The following is a 16,724-nucleotide window of genomic DNA, read 5'->3' as shown; positions in this document are numbered from 1 at the left end:
CATTACTGCGTCCAGGATCCGGCACTCAGGGCTGGGTCAGCACCCAGGCGTCCGGGGCGAGTTGTGGGGGACGGTGGTCGGGCGCGTCGTAGAGCAGGGACAGCCGGCGGCCGTGGTGGGTGTCGCGGTCCGGCTCGGCCATCGCCCTGGCCCGTTCCAGGCGCACCGCTTCGGGTACCTCGGCGTGGTCGGTGCCGTCGACCAGGGCCAGCAGGTCCTGGGCGATGTGCTCGCCGTGTTCGGCGCGGTGCCACAGCACGGTGTGGACGCCCGCCTGGACGCACTGCCGCAACAGCGTGCCGTGGTGGTGCGGTTCGCAGCACACGATGACCGTGCCGGCATCGCGGTGCACCTCCAGTTGTGCGCGGGCGACCTTGCGGTCGGTGTGCCGGTGGTCGAGGACCAGGCGTTTGGCGTGCGGCAGGGCGGCGGTTCGCTGTTTCCAGCCGGCGTAGCTCTCCCGGGAGCGCTCCGTGGTGCGCACCACCACCCGCCGGGTGATCCCGGGCGCGAACGGCCCGTCCTCGTCGCTGTCGGGCGATTCCCAGGAGTCGACGTCCAGACCGAGCCAGGCGGACGGCAGGAAGTACTCCACCAGGGCGGTCTCCGGGTCTTCCCGGACCTCGGTGCGCAGCACCCGGCGGATGTCGTCGACCACCTGCTCACTGCCCGCCTCGGCATCGCGGACCAGTGCGAGCCGGTGCGGCTGGCGGTCGGCGAAGGTCCAGATCTGGTAGGTGAAGCGGCGTCCGGTCGCGGTGGGCAGCAGCTCCACCTGGACGCGGGGGGCGAGGGCCGCCGGGGTGCCGGTGGCCGGCCGGACGGGGACCGGGGTGCGGACCGGGGCCGCGGCGGCCGTGACATCGGCGCGGAACTGGCAGACCGCCGCTTCGTCGACGCCCGACCGGGCGGCGACGCGCTCGACCCACGCGTCGAGGTCCTCGGCCGGGTACACCCCGGCCGCGCGTTCGTCGACGCTGATCCGCACCACGCCCTGGAGCAGCGGCGGCACCGGCGCCCCGGTGGTGGAGCTGAAGCCCTCCAGGGCGTCCATCGCGTCGGCCAGGCCGGTGACGGCGGGCAGTTCCGGGGCGTGCGGCAGGACACGTTCCAGGAGGGTGCGGGGATCGGTGCGGGTGCAGTGCGCCAACAGGCCGGAGAGGTCGCGGCGTTGGCGGGTGGTCAGGCATTCGGCGGGGCGGACCGTACGGGCGGCGCGGCGCAGGCGCTCCCAGTCCTCGCGGGCACCGTAGAGGCCGGGCCGGGCGTGCGGGTCGTACGGGTCGGCGACCGGCGGCTCGTGGTCCCGTACCAGGTCGAGGAGTTCGGGGATACCGCGGCGGACGCTGACCGCCAGGCCGACCAGCCGTTCCAGGTCGGCGGCCGGGCCCGCGGAGGGCCTGCCGAGCCGGGCGGCGAGCCGCTCCTCACAGGCGAGCACCGCCTCGCGGCCCTTCAGTACCCGCTCCAGCGCGGTGAGCAGCTGCTGGACCCCGCGGCGGGCGGTGGGCACCGCCGAGGGCGGCAGGGTGGGGAGTTCGGCCTCGATGGCGGGGACGCTGATGGCGTACATCGTCGTCGGCCGGGCCCCGGGGGCGGCCCCGTCCGGGGCCCGGTGCACGGCCGCGACCAGGCCGACCACGGCCTGCCGCTCGCGGTCCCACAGCGGCCCGCCGCTGAAGCCCTCGGTGACCTGCGCACCGCCGAGCACGTCCAGCGCGATCCAGGGCGGCGCGGAGACCCGGGGCACGGCGCGCACCGTGGGCAGCGGATTGCCGCTGGCCCATAAGGCGATGGTCTCGTTGGCGTAGTTGTGCTGGAGGAACGGGGCCGGTTCGGCGCCGTCGGGTGCGGCGCCGGTCAGCTCCAGGACGGCGAGATCGCCGTGGTACGGCACCCGGCCGGGCTCGACGGGCGCACTCCCGGCCGCCGTGGCCCGCGGCGGCACCCACATCTCCCGTAAGACCCGGGCGGCCAGGTCGCGCCCGGCCGCGACATGGGGCAGCCGGAGGGTGACGGTGTCGCCGGGTCCGGGGGGCTCCTGGGCGAAACGGTCCCTGCCCAGTGCGCTGTTGACGACATGGGCGCAGGTCAGTACGAGCCGTTCGGCGACCAGCACGCCCGCGCCGATGGCATGGTCGCCATGGCGTACGGAGGCGAAGGACTGCTGGAGCGGGGTGTCCGGGCCTGCGCCTGCGCTCACGGGGCCGTCCCGCCGGGTTCCCCCGTGCCCTGGCCGAGATTCCAGGTGGCCGAGACCTTGAAGCTCGCGTCTCCCTTGCCGGAGAACACCCCGAGGCTCAGATCGGAGCCGAGGGTGACCCCGAACTCCACGGTGACCTCGTCGGGGCGGTGGCTGCCGGCGGCGATCGAGCGGTGAATCTGGCCGAGGACGCCGCCGAGCGGCCGCAGGGCCTCTTCGAGGGCCTCCCCGCCGCGGGTCAGCGCCCGGGCCACCCGGCTGTCGACACTGACCGGCTGGGCGGAGCCGAACTCCTCGGGCAGCTCCAACTCACCGTCGGTGCCGGGCTGCTGCCGTCGGTCACCTTCGGGCGGCGGTTGTGCGCCGGAGTGTTCGTGCGGGCCCGGCCGGCCGGTGGCGGCCGGCTCCTCGGCCCGCAGCCACACGACGGTCGCCTCATCGATTCTGAGAGCCACATCCCCCATGCCGGTCAGTCTGACATGAGCGGCCTGGCCACCGCCCGCACTTTCCTGCCCTTTTTCCGCTTCCGCACCCGCAGCCACCTGCGAAAAGGTACGGAAGCGGCATAGGTCCGCTAGTCCTGGAGCACCGCGCGCGCCAACTGCCGGGACTGGGCGACGAGTCGGTCCTCGGAATCCCAGACCTCGGCGTCCTCCTCCAGGAAGCCGCCGGCGAGGTTGCGGGTGGTGATGGCGACCCGCAGCGGGCCGGGGGCCGGGCGGCGGCGGATGTGGGCGGTCAGTTCGACGGTGGGGACCCAGCCGGACAGGCCCATCTCGAAGGCGGTGGGCGGCAGCGCGTCGACGGTCAGCAGGAGGGACAGCGGGTCGGGTTCGCGACCGTCGGCCAGGCCGAACCAGGCGCGCATCTCGCCCTTGCCGGAGGGGGCGCCGACGGCCCAGCCCGCGGTCGCCGGGTCCAGCCGGAGGGCGAGGCGCTCGGCGATGGCGGTGCTGCCGGGGATCGCGGGACGGCCGTCGGGGGCGCTGTCCGTGCACAGGCAGTGCTCGTACGGCGGGATGGCCGGGGGTTTGGCGGTGGTGCGGACGTCGTCGGGCAGCGCGCCGAGGTCGCCGTACGCGGCCAGCACGCGCAGCCGCTCGACCTCGCTGCCGTCCTCCGCGAACTGGACGAGGGTGGCGGTGCCGGTCGACATCGTGCGGCCGGTGCGGACCACTTCGGTGCGGATCACCGCGGGGCCCGGGACCGAGGCGGTCAGGTAGTGCGCGGTGACCGACATCGGGTCGGGGTGCGGGAGGGCGTCACCCAGGGCGCGGCCCATGAGGGCGAGGAGGTAGCCGCCGTTGACCGCCTGGATGATCGTCCAGCCGGCGGAGAGGTGGGCGTCATAGACGCCGGGTGCGCGGCGGGTGACCGCCGTATCGCGGTCGAACTCGCTGGTGCGGTGGGTCGCCAGAGCCATGGGTTGCACGCTACACGGGATGGTTACCGACCGGTAGTGTCAGTTTTTACCGCCTCGGGCGGAACGACTCGTTCCGCGCCTGCGATGATGTGCGCCATGCTTCACGTCCTCTACCTGGTGGGTGTCGCGGCCTTCGCGGCGAGCGGGGTGCTGGCCGCCTATCGCGCCAACATGGACCCCTTCGGCGGGCTGGTGCTCGCCTTCGCCGCGTCCATCTCCGGCGGCACGCTGCGCGATCTCATCCTCGACCGGCGCCCGCTGTACTGGACGCACGACTGGGTACTGCTCACCGTGATCATCTGTGTCGGCGTCGGCACCATGATCTATCTGCGGTTCTGGCAGCTGCCGCACAAGTCGCTGCTGGTGGTCGACGCGATCGGACTGTCCGTGGTCACGGTCATCGGGGCCCGCGCCGCGATCGACGCGGGCGCCACCCCGCTCGCAGTGATCATCCTGGCGGTGCTGACCGGGGTCGCCGGTGAGGTCATCCGCGATGTGCTGTGCGGGGAGTTCCCGCCGCTGCTGCTGCGGGAGGACGTCTACGCGATCGCCGCGCTGGCCGGCGCCTGCTGCTATCTGCTGCTGTACAACCTCGGCACCGGAGCCACCCCCGCCGCCGGGATCTCGGCGGGGGTGGTCTTCGGACTGCGGATGGGTGCGGTCTACCTCGGGCTGCATCTGCCGCGGCCGCAGCAGCTGCGCCCCCGGGGCGGCCGGCCGGACGCCGACTGACCGCGGGGCCCGGACCTACTCGGGCAGCGCCGGCTTGCTGTCCGTGTTCAGCCAGGTGTCGAAGAGGTCGTCCAGCTGCTGCCCGGAGATCTTCTCGGCGAGCGCGATGAACTGGGAGGTCTCCGCGTTGCCGTAGCGGTGGCGGGCGGTCCAGGCCGGCAGCAGCTTGAAGAACGCCTTGTCGCCGATCCGCTCCCGCAGCACCTGAAGCGTCATCGCGCCGCGTTCGTAGACCGCGTCGGCGAACATGGTGTCCCGCTGCGGATCGGCGACCTTCACCTTCCAGAAGGCGCTGTCGGCCGGGGCGCCGGCGTACGCCGCACGGAAGGCGTCATGGGCGCTGCGGGTGCCGCGGTGCTCGCTCCACAGCCACTGCGCGTACGTGGCGAAGCCCTCGTTGAGCCAGATGTTCTGCCACTTCTTCACCGAGACCGAGTCGCCGAACCACTGGTGCGCCAGCTCGTGGACGATGGTCGACTCGCTGCGCACGCCCGAGTAGACCGGCTTGGACTGCACCTCCAGGGAGAAGCCGGCCTGCGGCATGTCGTCGACGATGGCGCCGGTCTCCTCGAAGGGGTACGGGCCGAAGACCGTCGACCAGTAGTCGGTGGCCTCGGCGGTGAGGCCGTAGACGTCGACCCTGCCGGTGGGCAGCGTGGGGTCGGTGGCGACGTAGATGGGGATGCCGCCGGGCGTGGTGCCCGTACGGACGTCGAACTTCCCGATGGTGGCGGTGGCGAGGTAGGTCGCCATGGGGCGCTTCTCGCGCCAGTGGGCCCAGGACCGGCCGTGCCGCTCCCCGGAGCCGACGAGCCGCCCGTTGGAGACGCCGGTCAGGCCCTTGGGGGCGTCGATGCGGATGTCGTAGGTCGCCTTGTCGCCCGGGTGGTCGCTGGAGGGGAACCACGTCGAGGCGGCGTTCGGCTCGCAGCCGACGAAGACCCCGTCCTTGGTCTTCATCCAGCCGTACTCGGAGCCGAAGACGATCGGGCCGCTCAGCGGCTTGGGGACACCGTGGTAGGCGACGGTGACGGTGAACTTCCTGCCGTGGCGCAGCGGGAAGTCGGGGCGGACGGTTATCTCGTCACCGGATCTGGCGAAGTGGGCCCGCCGGCCGTTCACCCGCACGCTGTCGACCGTCAGCTTCTGGAGATCGAGGTCGAAGGCGGAGAGGTTCTTGGTGGCGCGGGCGGTGAGTGTCGTCCGGCCGTCGAGCCGGCCGCTGTTGGGCTGATAACTGACGCCGAGGTCGTAATGCAGGGCGTCGAAGCCGCCGTTGCCCAGGCGGGGGAAGTAGGAATCACCGACGCCGGGGGCGCCGGGGGAGGCGCCGGGAGCGGCGGCGATGGAGGCGGCCGAGGCCACGGCGGTGGCCAGGGCGAGCCAGCGGGAGGTGCGACGCACAGAACGGGAGAGTGCCATGAGCCGTCCTTTCGGACACACGGGCGAATGAGGAACAATCGCGCCGACTCTGCACCCTCCCGCTCCGTCTTGCCCGGGACTTTGCCAATTCCTCGGTGTTACTTACCGGTTGGCTCCTGACCGGCCCCGCCGGACGCCCCGGCGGCCGGCGCCGGGTCGGGTGCGTTCTCGGGGTGGTGGCAGGCCACCTGGTGACCGGTTCGCAGCGTGACCAGCGGCGGCTCGGTGGTGGCGCACACCTCGGTCGCCTTCCAGCAGCGGGTACGGAACCGGCAGCCGGACGGCGGGTTGATCGGCGACGGCACATCGCCCTTGAGCAGGATCCGGTCGCGCTGGGTACGCCGCTTGGGATCGGGCACCGGGACGGCGGACAGCAGCGCCTTGGTGTACGGGTGCATCGGCGACTCGTACAGCGCCTTGCGGTCGGCCAGTTCCACGATCTTGCCGAGGTACATCACCGCGATCCGGTCCGACACATGCCGGATGACCGAGAGGTCGTGGGCGATGATGACGTACGTCAGGCCCAGCTCCTCCTGGAGGTCGTCCATGAGGTTGACGACCTGGGCCTGGATCGACACGTCCAGCGCGGAGACCGGCTCGTCGGCGACCACCAGCTTGGGCTTGAGCGCCAGCGCCCGGGCGATGCCGATGCGCTGCCGCTGACCGCCGGAGAACTCGTGCGGATAGCGGTTGTAGTGCTCCGGGCTCAGGCCCACCAGCTCCAGCAGCCGCTGCACCTCCTTCTTCACCCCGCCCTCGGGCTCGACGCCCTGGAGGCGGAAGGGGGTGGAGACGATCCCGCCGATGGTGTGCCGCGGATTCAGCGAACCGTACGGATCCTGGAAGATCATCTGCACGTCCCGGCGCATCGGCCGCAGCCGGCCCTGGGACAGATGCGTGATGTCCTGGCCCTGGAACTCGATGGAGCCGCCGGTCGGTTCGTCGAGCCGGGTGATCAGGCGGCCCATCGTCGACTTGCCGCAGCCGGACTCGCCGACGACGCCGAGGGTTTCCCCGGGCCGTACGTCGAAGTCGATGCCGTCGACCGCCTGCACCGCGCCGACCTGCCGCTTGAGCAGGCCCTTGGTGATCGGGAAGTGCCGGACCAGACCGCGGACCCTGAGCAGGGGCTCGGCGGCGGAGGGGGCGTCGGCGGAGGCGTCGGCGGAGGTCTCCGCCCCCTTCTGGAGCGGGATCTTCTTGTTCTGGTCGTCAGTCGTCTCGGTCACAGCTTCGGCGCAATCTCTTCGGTCCAGATACGCTCCCGCTCCTCCTGCGACATATGGCAGGCGGAGAAGTGCCCTCCCCCGTCGGCTACGCCCCCATTGGCGGGGGTGCCCCCACTGCCGGCCTCGCGCAGTTCGGGGCGGACCGTACGGGTGAGGTTGTCCTTGGGCACATCCGCGTACGGGCAGCGGGGGTTGAAGGCACAGCCGGACGGGACGTTGATCAGGCTGGGCGGCGAGCCCTTGACCGGGATCAGCCGGTCCGTCTGCTCACGGTCGATACGCGGCATGGACCCGAGCAGACCCCAGGTGTAGGGGTGCTGGGGCTCGTAGAAGACCTTCTCGGCCGGTCCACGCTCGACGCACCGTCCGCCGTACATCACCAGCAGATCGTCGGCGAGCTCGGCGACCACCCCGAGGTCGTGGGTGATGATGATGACCGCCGAGCCGAACTCCTTCTGGAGATCGCGGATCAGGTCCAGGATCTGCGCCTGGACGGTGACGTCCAGTGCGGTGGTCGGCTCGTCCGCGATCAGCAGCTCGGGGTTGTTCACCAGCGCCATCGCGATCATGGCGCGCTGGCGCATACCGCCGGAGAACTGGTGCGGATGATCGTCGACCCGCTTGTCGGGCTGCGGGATGCCGACCCGGTCGAGCATCTCGATCGCCCGCTTGCGCGCGGTCTTCTTGTCCACGTCGTTGTGGACGCGGTACGCCTCGACGATCTGGCTGCCGACCGAATAGAAGGGGTGCAGCGCGGACAGCGGATCCTGGAAGATCATCGCCATCTCGCGGCCACGCAGCCGGCGCACCTGGTCCGGATCGGCGGAGACCAGCTCCTTGCCGTCCAGCCAGATCTCGCCGGACATGTCCACCTTGCTGCGCTGCTGGCGCGAGGCGCGGTGCAGGCCCATCACGGCGAGCGAGGTGACGGACTTGCCGGAGCCGGACTCGCCGACGATGCCGAGCGTCTTGCCCTTCTCCAGGCTGAAGTTCAGGCCGTCGACGGACTTCACCAGCCCGTCGTCGGTGCGGAAGTGCACCTTGAGGTCCCGCACCTGGAGGAACGGCGCCGGCGCCTTCCCGGTGGTGGTGGCCGCGGCGGACCCGGCCGCCGCGGTCTCGGTCTTGTCCTCGGAGGAGTCGGTCACGAGAGCCTCACCCGCGGGTCGACGGCGGCGTACAGAACGTCCACCACCAGATTGCACATGACGATGAAGAACGCGGCGAGCAAGGTGACGCCGAGGATGTTCGGCAGGTCGTTGGCGTTGATCGCCTCGACGGCGAAGGCGCCGACTCCCTTGAGCGAGAAGACCTGTTCGGTGATCAGCGCACCGCCGAGCAGCAGGCCCAGGTCCATGCCGAAGACCGTGATGATCGGGGTGAGCGCGGCCCGCAGACCGTGCCGTACGACCACCTTGCGCTCCCGCAGGCCCTTGGCGCGGGCGGTACGGATGTAGTCCTCGCTCAGCGTCTCCAGCATCCCGGCCCTGGTGAGCCGGGCGTAGAGCGCGGAGTAGAGGAAGGCCAGGGTGACCCAGGGCAGGACCAGGGTCCGGGCCCAGAGGAACGGATCCTCCATCAGCGGTATGTAGTCGCTGCGTTCGAAGATCGGCCACTGGTAGGTGAACAGCGCCAGGGCCAGGGCTCCCGTGAAGAACATCGGGAGGGAGACACCGGCCAGCGCGACACCCATCGCCATCCGGTCGAAGAGCGAGCCGGGGCGCAGCGCGGAGAGCACACCGGTGGCGACACCGGAGACGACCCACAGCACGGCCGCACCGGCGGCGAGCGAAAGGGTCACCGGGAGCCGGGACTGGATCTCCGGCCAGACCTCGATATGCGTTTTGAAGGAGTATCCGAAGCACGGCACATGGCACTGGGCCGCTTCCGGACCGAATTTGTAGTCGACGCCGACGAAAATGCCCTTGAGGAAGTCCCAGTACTGCTCGTACACGGGCTTGTCCAGGCCGAGATTCTTCTTGACCGCGGCGATGTCCGCGGGCGTGGGGGCCTTTCCGATGTACTGCTGGGCAAGCTGGTCGGTGCTCTGCCCGGCCAGCTTCGGCAGCAGGAAGAAGATGCCGAAGGTGACCGCGCTGACGATCAGCAGCAGAACCACTGCGCTGATCAACCTGCGGATGATGTACGAGAACACGGGGATGCGGCGTCGGCGCCGCGGGCCGGCCGAAGCCGGCCCGCGGACACCAATGCCTTCACCTGCCTTCCAGGGCTGCTACTTCTTGACGCCGATGTTGAGGTAGTCGTACTGACCGCTGAAGGCCGAGGTGGACACCAGGTTGGTGGCCTTGGGCGAGCGGTACATCAGGACCTTGAAGTAGGTGAGCGGAACGATCGCCGCCTGCTCCATCGTCTTCTTGTCGATCTCGGCGTACGCCTTCTCGCGGGCCGCCTTGTCGGTGTTGGCGATGGCGCTGTCGAGCAGCTTGTTGATCTCCGGGTCGTCCAGCTCCGACAGGTTGGTGTTACCGGACTGGCTGATCGCCTTGCCGTTGAGGATCTGCTGGAGGTAGCCGTAGCCGGTCGGGAAGTCCGAGCCCCACTGCATCATGATCAGACCGACGTTGTTCTTCTTGTTGAACTTCGGCACACCGGCGTAGTCCGAGAAGTACTTGCTGGTCGGGTAGGACTGGATCTTGGCGGTGACACCGATCTTCTTGAGCGAGTCGATGACCGTGGTGGCCGCGTCGACCTCGTCCTGGCGGTCGTTGCGGGCCAGGATCGTGGTCGTGGTCTTGCCGGCGCCGCACTTGTCCCAGTGCTTCTTGGCCTCGGCCAGATCCAGCTTGTCGCCGTCGTACTTCTGCGGGTACAGGTCGTACTTCTGGTAGCCGTCGATGTCGGTCGGCAGGACCGTGGAGGCCAGCTCACCGCGTATCGGACCGCCGAGCGAGGTCTGTACGGCCTTCTTGTCGATCGCGTACTCGACGGCCTTACGGCACTCGATGTTGTCGAACGGCTTCACCTTGGTGTTGAGCGCCGTGTAGACCAGCCGCTGACCGAGCGTGTTGTCGGTGTTGGCCTTCTCCTTGGGGTCGGTCAGGAGCTGCGCCTGGGTCTGCCCGTCGACACCGCGGCCGGCCAGGTCCACCAGGGTGTTACCGGACTTGAGGTCCTTGTCGATCGTCGACTGGGCGACCTTCAGATTCAGGACGATCTTGTCCGGCAGCTGCTTGCGCAGCGGGTCGGTCTTCGCCGACCACTGCGGGTTGCGGACCAGGGTGAGCTTCTTGCCCTCTTCGTAGCTCTCGAACTTGTACGAGCCGGTGGACAGCACGGACTTGGTGTAGTCGGCGCCCTTGTCCTTGGCCTGCGGGACCGGAGCGGTCTGCGGGGCGCTCACCAGGTAGTCGAACTCGGCGAACGGCTTCTTCAGGTGGAAGACGACCGTCTGCTCGTCCGGCGTCTCGATGGACTTCAGACCGGCCTTGCTCTTGTCCTTGTAGGGACCCTTGTAGCCGCCGTCGTTGTCCTTGAGGAACTGCTGGAAGTAGTTCGGGCCCAGCGAGAGGGTGTCGCGCGCGAAGTTGCTGCGCTCGACGGCGTACTTGACGTCCTGCGAGGTCACCGTGGAGCCGTCGTCGTACTTGACGCCCTTGCGGATCTTGTACGTCCAGGTCTTGCCGCCGTCGCTGGGCTTGCCCATCGACTCGGCGAGGTCCGGGACCAGCTCGTTGCCCTTGGGGCCGGGGCCCGGCTTGAAGGTGGTGAGCGGGCGTGCGTAGAGCCGGCTGAAGTTGTAGATGAAGGCGTAGTACGTGTTGCCCGGGTCGAACGACTCGGGGGCGTCGCTGATCGCGTAGGTGACCGTGCCGCCCTTCGCGTCCGAGGCGTTGACGATGCCCTTGGTTGCGGCGTTCGCCTCGCCCGAGCCCTCCGCGGAACCCTTGCCCCCGCTACAGCCGGCCAGCAAAAGGCCCGCACTGGTGATGGCCGCGACAGCCGCGACCGGAACTGACCTTCGCATTGGTCGGTGTCCCCTTCGTTCGTCGAGAAACGTCCATACGTCGGTACGTCGGTACCTCGGTATGTCAGAGCTACAGAACTGCGAAAAACGCTGGTGAGACTTCTGAGCGGGTGCCAGGCACGGCCATCAGCGGCTGCGCGGATCCAGCGCGTCCCTCAGACCGTCACCGAGCAGGTTGAACGCCAGCACGGTGACGAAGATCGCGAGGCCGGGGACGATCATGTACTGAGGGTCGACCTCGTAGTACTTGACCGCCTGGTTGAGCATGCCGCCCCAGGACGCCTGGGGCGGTTGGATACCGACGCCCAGGAAGCTCAGCGCCGCCTCGAAGAGGATGTTGGAGGGGATCAGCAGCGTCGAGTAGACGATGATCGGACCCACCAGGTTGGGCAGCAGCTCCCGGAAGAGGATGAACGGGCCGCGTGCCCCCATGCCGCGGGCGGCGTCCACGAACTCCCGCTCGCGCAGCGACAGCGTCTGCGCGCGCACGATCCGCCCCATGTACGGCCAGTTGAAGAAGCCGATCACGAAGATCAGCACCGAGATGTGCAGCGGCAGACCCTCCAGGCCGAAGGCGCCGCCCTGGAGCGAGGCGGAGATCGCGATGGCGAACAGCAGCAGCGGGAAAGCCAGGAAGACGTCCATCATCCGGCTGATGAAGGCATCCACCCGCCCGCGGTAGAAGCCGGCGACCACCCCGAGGACGGTGCCGATGGCTACCGACAGCAGGGTCGCGCCGAACGCCACGATCAGCGACACCCAGGAGCCCTCCAGGATCCGGGCGAGCAGATCGCGGCCGAACTTCGGGTCCACGCCCAGCGGGTGGTCCCCGCTCATCCCGCCGAAGTCGCCCTTGGGGAGCGTGGTGTTGGGGTCGATCAGCGACTGGTTGGGGTTGTTGGGGTCCAGCCCCAGCAGCGACTGGATCGGGCGGGAGAGCGCGGCTACGGCGATGAGCAGGATGACAACGATGGCACCGGCCACCGCGACCTTGTCCCGCCGGAAGCGCAGCCAGGCGATCTGACCGAGCGAACGCCCCTCGATCCGCTTTTGTTCCACGCCTTTCAGCACCGCTTCCGGCTGCGCCTCAGCAGCTGCTCCGGTGGTCTCGATCGGTGCGGTCACGGTGCCTTTGACCCCTCTCGGCCGACAGTGGCCGGCCCATGCCCCGCCGCGGTAGCGGCCTTCTTCACATCACTGGTGCAAGTCATGCAGGCATCGCGGAAGTTCGCGTTTTATGGAAATTCAAAAGGTGCGCGACGCCGTTCTCGGATGACGCTCGTACAAAGGACCGATGGCCCTCTGCTGCCGGAGTCTTCATCCGATTCGCGATCAGTCACCAGCCCTGAAGGGGAAAGGATGCGTAACTGTGATGTGATCCGCGGCATTCCGTTATACGGACAAAAGTGGGAGCTGAGCGGTGTGTATACCCGTGAGAAAGGGGCTCAACTGCGGGGCACATGGGGCGAATTCCCCCCAAGCCCGGCGCCGGGGCGGCGCGCCGGGCGTCAGTACGGACGCGGGTAGCCGTAGCCGTACGAGGGCGCGGGAGCCTGCGGCTGGACGTAGCCGTCACGGTCGAAGAAGGGGCGCGTGGAGGCCCGCATCCACATGCCGACCGGGTCGAACTCGTCGTTCATCGCGACCGTGGAGACGGGCAGACCGTCCGGAACGGCACCGATCGACTGCTGGATCATCAACCGCACCGAATCCACCGCTTGTTGGCCGGTGTCGTACAGATCCAGACCGATCGCCAGATACGGGGCACCCAGCGCGGGCTGCACCCAGGCCCGGCGCAGCGACCGGACGGCGGGCGTCCGGTGCGCGTTCTGGGCGAGCAGCGCGTAGAACTGCGGGATGTCGATCACCGGCTCCGAGATCCGCAGCGGCCCGGCGGGCAGCCGGTCGAGGCCGCCGGCGATACGACGCAGATCCAGCCAGGGAATGCCGACGCCGCCGCCGGGAGCATGCGGATTCAGCCACAGGCCCCAGCGGTCAGGGAAGAGCGCGGCGGCGATTTCGGGACCGGTGACCACCTCGTGGTCACGGTTCCAGCCGGAGGCGGCGAGCTCGGGCGCCGAGGTCACACACGGCGCATAGCCGAGGCCCTCGACCTCCATGTTTCCGTACTGCGCATCGGGCATACCGGCCCGGCCCTGCCAGAGCAGCATCCAGACCTGGCCCGCGGCGAGCGCGTGCAGCAGCGCCTCATAGGCGTCGTAACGGCCGGGCGAGACCTGCTGAAGCAGCTGCTCCAGCTGTCCGGCCGCCGCCGGCCCCTGATGCGCACCCGCGCTCACGTGGTCCGTCCCTTCTCTCAGCAGGGCACGTGAGGGTGCGCCCGCCTGTCATCCAACCAGCTTAGGGCTTGCCGATGGGCCAGGACCGGTCCTGGCCCATCGGCAAGCCCTTACGAGTGGTCACGACTGTAGAAGGGCCGCACGCGCTCCAGCATCCAGTCGGCGACCGGGTCGCCCTGGGCGAGGTCGAGCATGACGAGTTGTACGGGCCAGGGCAGCGGTACTGCGCCGAGCGCACGTCCGAGGGCTGAGAGTACCGTCTCGCGGGCGGTGCCGTCGTGCAGCGCGAGGGCATCCGCCGCGACCTGAACACCGACGAACAGCGCGGGCGTGTCGCCCTCGACGCTTGCCAGGGCACGCCGGGCACTCAGGACAATTCCGGCGCCGGAGAACTCCAGCCCGGCCGAGGCCAGGAAGTCCACCGGCTCGTCCTGCCAGTCCGGCTCGAAGAGCCGTACCCGGCCGCCGCTCGGCAGCCCGTCGAACTCCGGCTGTCCCGGCCGCCGCTCCCGGCACAGTTCGGCCACCGCGGGCGGCGGCAGCGGGACGCCGACCGTGCCGTCGGGATTGACCGCGATGCCGATCTGCGGCGGCAGCCCGCGGGCGAACTCCCGGGCCGGGGCGACGGTGAAGGACATATGCGAGCCGATCACCCGCAGGAACTCCTGCTCGGAGCTGTAGACCGGGACGTAGTGCGCCCCGTCGAGCTCCACGGTGGGCAGATCGAGGCCGCGGGTGCCGGGACCCGCGCTCTCCGGACCGCCGCCTTCGGGCAGCGGCACCCACAGCCGGCTACGGCCGAGGACCTCGACGATCCGGCCGCCGGCGCCCGGGTGTCCGACCGACGCGGACAGCACCTCTTCGAGCTCGTTCGCCGGCCATGCCAGCTGCGGTATCCCCTGCTCCGGAAATGTCATTCGTCCCACCCGTTCCAAACCGCGCCATCTGGCCAAAGACCCTAGACGAGACGGCGCGCGGTGCGGCGTGCGGGGGCGTGCCCGGCGACTAATGGAAGGTGACCGTCTCCAGGGCTCTCGCCGACCGCCGGTCGAGGAGGGCGGCAGAGCAGAAGCCCTTGGGCAGCCGGGCCGATTCCGCGGCGCCGACCAGCCGGCCCACCGCCCCGCGGTGCCGGGCGAAGGCGTACCCCGACACCCCGCGGCCCCGTGACTCCTGGCCGGAAAGCGCCACCTCGGGCGCCACATCGAGTAGCACCAGATGCGCCCCGCGGCCGCCGCGCCGCGCCGCGCGCGCGATCCAGCGGCGCACCCACGCCAGCGTCCCGCAGTCGTGCACCACCACGCTGTCACCGGAGCGCAGCGCACGGCCCAGGGTCAGGTAGTGGGCGGCCCGGACCAGCGGGCGGTAGAGCCCGTACGGCAGCCGGCGCAGCCTGCCGTGCTCCCAGCGCTCACGGACGTCCTGCGAATCGATGCGGTGCACGACGGCGCCGTGCCCGTCCAGCGGCGGCACGACCCGGTGCATCAGGGTGCTCTTGCCGCTGCCCGGCAGCCCGGAGACCACCACCAGGTCGCCGGCCGGGAACCGCAGCTCGGTGGCGCCGGGCGGCCGCCGCTCGCCCCGCAGGTCCACGACCGCGGTGCGGCGTCCGGGCCGGATGACGGCCCGCCGCGTACGGCCGGTGCGGGACATGGCGGCGGACGGCGCCGTCGGCACGACGTCCGGGGGCACGACCCCTGAAGTCGCCCCGAATGCCGCTTCGCTGTGCACCGTGATCGCCCTCCCCGCCCGTTCTGGTCCGGTTCGAGTCCGTCCCCTACCCGCAGAGTGTCAAGAAAAGGTAATGCCCATCAAGGCGATTGTCCGATCTGCCCACGTCGTGGGCGGGGCGGCGGAGGGGGCTCCTTTATCCGGCGATCCCGTGCAATGATGTGGCCGCCACGTGCACATCACAGCTCACCTGTGCACCGCCAACTGCATACCGGCCGCTTGAACCCGCGCGGGAGAGTCCCCGGCCGCCACGGCGGGGCGCCGAAGGAGCAAGTCCTCCCTTGAATCTCTCAGGCCCCTATACCGCACGGGCGAGGCAGATCTGAAAAGCGAGCCGCTGCCCGGCTGACGGGCCGGCTCCACCCAAGGTGCAAACCGGGTCCGTTCGCGGGATACCGGTGAACCTCTCAGGTTCCGATGACAGATGGGGAGAACGTCTTGTCACCCCTGCCTGGGAGCCCGGAACCATGACTGATGCCCCCCGCCGTACCGCGCTGGACGCCACCCATCGCGGGCTCGGCGCGACCATGACCGACTTCGCCGGCTGGGACATGCCGCTGCGCTACAGCAGCGAGCGGGATGAGCATGTCGCCGTCCGTACCCGCGCCGGCCTCTTCGACCTCTCCCACATGGGCGAGATCACCGTCACCGGGCCGCAGGCCGCCGACCTGCTCGACTACGCGCTGGTCGGCAACATCGGCGGCGTGAAGACGGGCCGCGCCCGCTACACCATGATCTGTGAGGACAAGGGCGGCATCCTCGACGACCTGATCGTCTACCGCCTCGCCGACCAGGAGTACATGGTCGTCGCCAACGCCTCCAACGCCCAGGTGGTGCTGGACGCGCTGAGCGCGCGAGCGGGCGGCTTCGACGCCGCGATCCGCGACGACCGGGACGCCTACGCGCTGCTCGCGGTGCAGGGCCCGGAGTCCCCCGGCATCCTCAAGAAGCTGACGGACGCCGATCTGGACGGTCTCAAGTACTACGCCGGGCTGCCCGGCACGGTCGCCGGGGTGCAGGCGCTGATCGCCCGTACCGGCTACACCGGTGAGGACGGCTTCGAGCTGTTCGTCCGGCCGGCGGACGCGGTCGCCCTCTGGGAGGCGCTGACCGAGGCGGGCAAGGACGCCGGGCTGGTGCCCTGCGGGCTGTCCTGCCGGGACACCCTGCGCCTGGAGGCGGGCATGCCGCTCTACGGGCATGAGCTGACCACCGCGACGACGCCGTTCGACGCGGGTCTGGGCCGGGTCGTGAAGTTCGAGAAGACCACCAACGGCGGGGACTTCGTGGGCCGCGAGGCCCTGGCCGAGGCCGCCGAGCGTGCCGAGGCCCGGCCGCCGCGCAAGCTGGTCGGGCTGATCGCCCGGGGCCGCCGGGTGCCGCGGGCCGGGTACCCGGTCGTCACGGCCGACGGCACGGTCATCGGCGAGGTCACCTCCGGGGCCCCGTCCCCCACGCTCGGCAAGCCGATCGCCATCGCCTATGTCGACGCGGCCTACGCCACCGCGGGCACGGAGGGTGTCTGCGTGGACATCCGTGGAAGCCATGAGCCGTACGAGGTCACCGCGCTGCCGTTCTACAAGCGGCAGAAGTAACCGTTCACCGACGGCAGGCGGCGGCGCGCGCCCGCGCGTCTCACTGCGCAAGACGTGCCCCCGGACTTCGTCCGGGAGGTGCCCCCCTTCACGATCACACCCTC

At 70.1% G+C, this 16,724-nt stretch carries 14 protein-coding genes and 2 riboswitches; of the genes, 2 read left to right on the top strand and 12 right to left on the bottom strand.

The features are described 5' to 3' along the window. Positions 1-25: 25 nt before the first annotated feature. The 3 genes from CP981_RS27220 to CP981_RS27210 all read right to left on the bottom strand — a co-directional run bounded on the left by CP981_RS27220 (position 26) and on the right by CP981_RS27210 (position 3,626). Positions 26-2,203 carry a VMAP-C domain-containing protein gene (locus CP981_RS27220; RefSeq protein ID WP_085928249.1) on the bottom strand — a complete coding sequence of 726 codons (2,178 nt, stop codon included), beginning with the start codon at positions 2,201-2,203 and terminating at the stop codon, positions 26-28. After that, positions 2,200-2,667 (bottom strand): CU044_2847 family protein, encoded by a 468-nt coding sequence (locus tag CP981_RS27215; RefSeq protein ID WP_085928250.1) that lies wholly within the window; start codon positions 2,665-2,667, stop codon positions 2,200-2,202. The genes CP981_RS27220 and CP981_RS27215 overlap by 4 nt, the downstream gene beginning before the upstream one ends. 110 nt (positions 2,668-2,777) lie before the next feature. Next, on the bottom strand, positions 2,778-3,626 hold the full coding sequence (locus CP981_RS27210; protein ID WP_085928251.1) for a thioesterase family protein: 849 nt from the start codon (positions 3,624-3,626) through the stop codon (positions 2,778-2,780). A 96-nt stretch (positions 3,627-3,722) separates the two neighbouring features. Here CP981_RS27210 and CP981_RS27205 point away from each other — a divergent pair, with 96 nt between their 5' ends. Next, a complete protein-coding gene (locus CP981_RS27205) occupies positions 3,723-4,358 on the top strand; it encodes a trimeric intracellular cation channel family protein (RefSeq protein WP_167536158.1) in 636 nt (211 codons plus the stop codon). A gap of 15 nt (positions 4,359-4,373) precedes the next feature. Here the strand turns inward: CP981_RS27205 and CP981_RS27200 are convergent, their stop codons facing one another. The 9 genes from CP981_RS27200 to CP981_RS27160 form a co-directional block, all read right to left on the bottom strand. Next, on the bottom strand, positions 4,374-5,780 hold the full coding sequence (locus CP981_RS27200; RefSeq protein ID WP_085928253.1) for a M1 family metallopeptidase: 1,407 nt from the start codon (positions 5,778-5,780) through the stop codon (positions 4,374-4,376). A gap of 98 nt (positions 5,781-5,878) precedes the next feature. After that, on the bottom strand, positions 5,879-7,009 hold the full coding sequence (locus tag CP981_RS27195; protein WP_208852986.1) for an ABC transporter ATP-binding protein: 1,131 nt from the start codon (positions 7,007-7,009) through the stop codon (positions 5,879-5,881). Further along, on the bottom strand, positions 7,006-8,157 hold the full coding sequence (locus tag CP981_RS27190; RefSeq protein WP_085928254.1) for an ABC transporter ATP-binding protein: 1,152 nt from the start codon (positions 8,155-8,157) through the stop codon (positions 7,006-7,008). The genes CP981_RS27195 and CP981_RS27190 overlap by 4 nt, the downstream gene beginning before the upstream one ends. Continuing rightward, on the bottom strand, positions 8,154-9,164 hold the full coding sequence (locus CP981_RS27185) for an ABC transporter permease (protein ID WP_085928255.1): 1,011 nt from the start codon (positions 9,162-9,164) through the stop codon (positions 8,154-8,156). The genes CP981_RS27190 and CP981_RS27185 overlap by 4 nt, the downstream gene beginning before the upstream one ends. Before the next feature lie 78 nt (positions 9,165-9,242). Next, positions 9,243-10,994: an ABC transporter substrate-binding protein gene (locus CP981_RS27180; protein WP_085928256.1), complete on the bottom strand. Its 1,752-nt coding sequence runs from the start codon at positions 10,992-10,994 to the stop codon at positions 9,243-9,245. 126 nt (positions 10,995-11,120) lie between these two features. Further along, positions 11,121-12,119 carry an ABC transporter permease gene (locus CP981_RS27175; protein WP_085928257.1) on the bottom strand — a complete coding sequence of 333 codons (999 nt, stop codon included), beginning with the start codon at positions 12,117-12,119 and terminating at the stop codon, positions 11,121-11,123. A 383-nt stretch (positions 12,120-12,502) separates the two neighbouring features. Next, positions 12,503-13,294 (bottom strand): enhanced serine sensitivity protein SseB C-terminal domain-containing protein, encoded by a 792-nt coding sequence (locus CP981_RS27170; protein WP_085928258.1) that lies wholly within the window; start codon positions 13,292-13,294, stop codon positions 12,503-12,505. Between the two features lie 110 nt (positions 13,295-13,404). Further along, positions 13,405-14,211, bottom strand: a complete 807-nt coding sequence (locus CP981_RS27165) for an enhanced serine sensitivity protein SseB (RefSeq protein ID WP_085928259.1) — start codon at positions 14,209-14,211, stop codon at positions 13,405-13,407. A gap of 88 nt (positions 14,212-14,299) precedes the next feature. Then, entirely contained in the window at positions 14,300-14,947 is a 648-nt protein-coding gene (locus tag CP981_RS27160; RefSeq protein WP_085928273.1) for an AAA family ATPase, read from the bottom strand. Between the two features lie 298 nt (positions 14,948-15,245). Further along, a riboswitch (glycine riboswitch) is annotated at positions 15,246-15,341 on the top strand. Then, a riboswitch (glycine riboswitch) is annotated at positions 15,342-15,459 on the top strand. Between the two features lie 33 nt (positions 15,460-15,492). On the opposite strand from CP981_RS27160, the gene gcvT reads away from it, so the two are divergent. Further along, entirely contained in the window at positions 15,493-16,620 is a 1,128-nt protein-coding gene (gene gcvT, locus CP981_RS27155) for a glycine cleavage system aminomethyltransferase GcvT (protein WP_085928260.1), read from the top strand. Positions 16,621-16,724 lie beyond the last annotated feature (104 nt).

This window comes from Streptomyces platensis (genome assembly GCF_008704855.1).
Lineage (GTDB): Bacteria > Actinomycetota > Actinomycetes > Streptomycetales > Streptomycetaceae > Streptomyces > Streptomyces platensis.
Note: the sequence above shows the minus strand (reverse complement) of the source record. Positions and strands in the feature narration are given on the sequence as shown.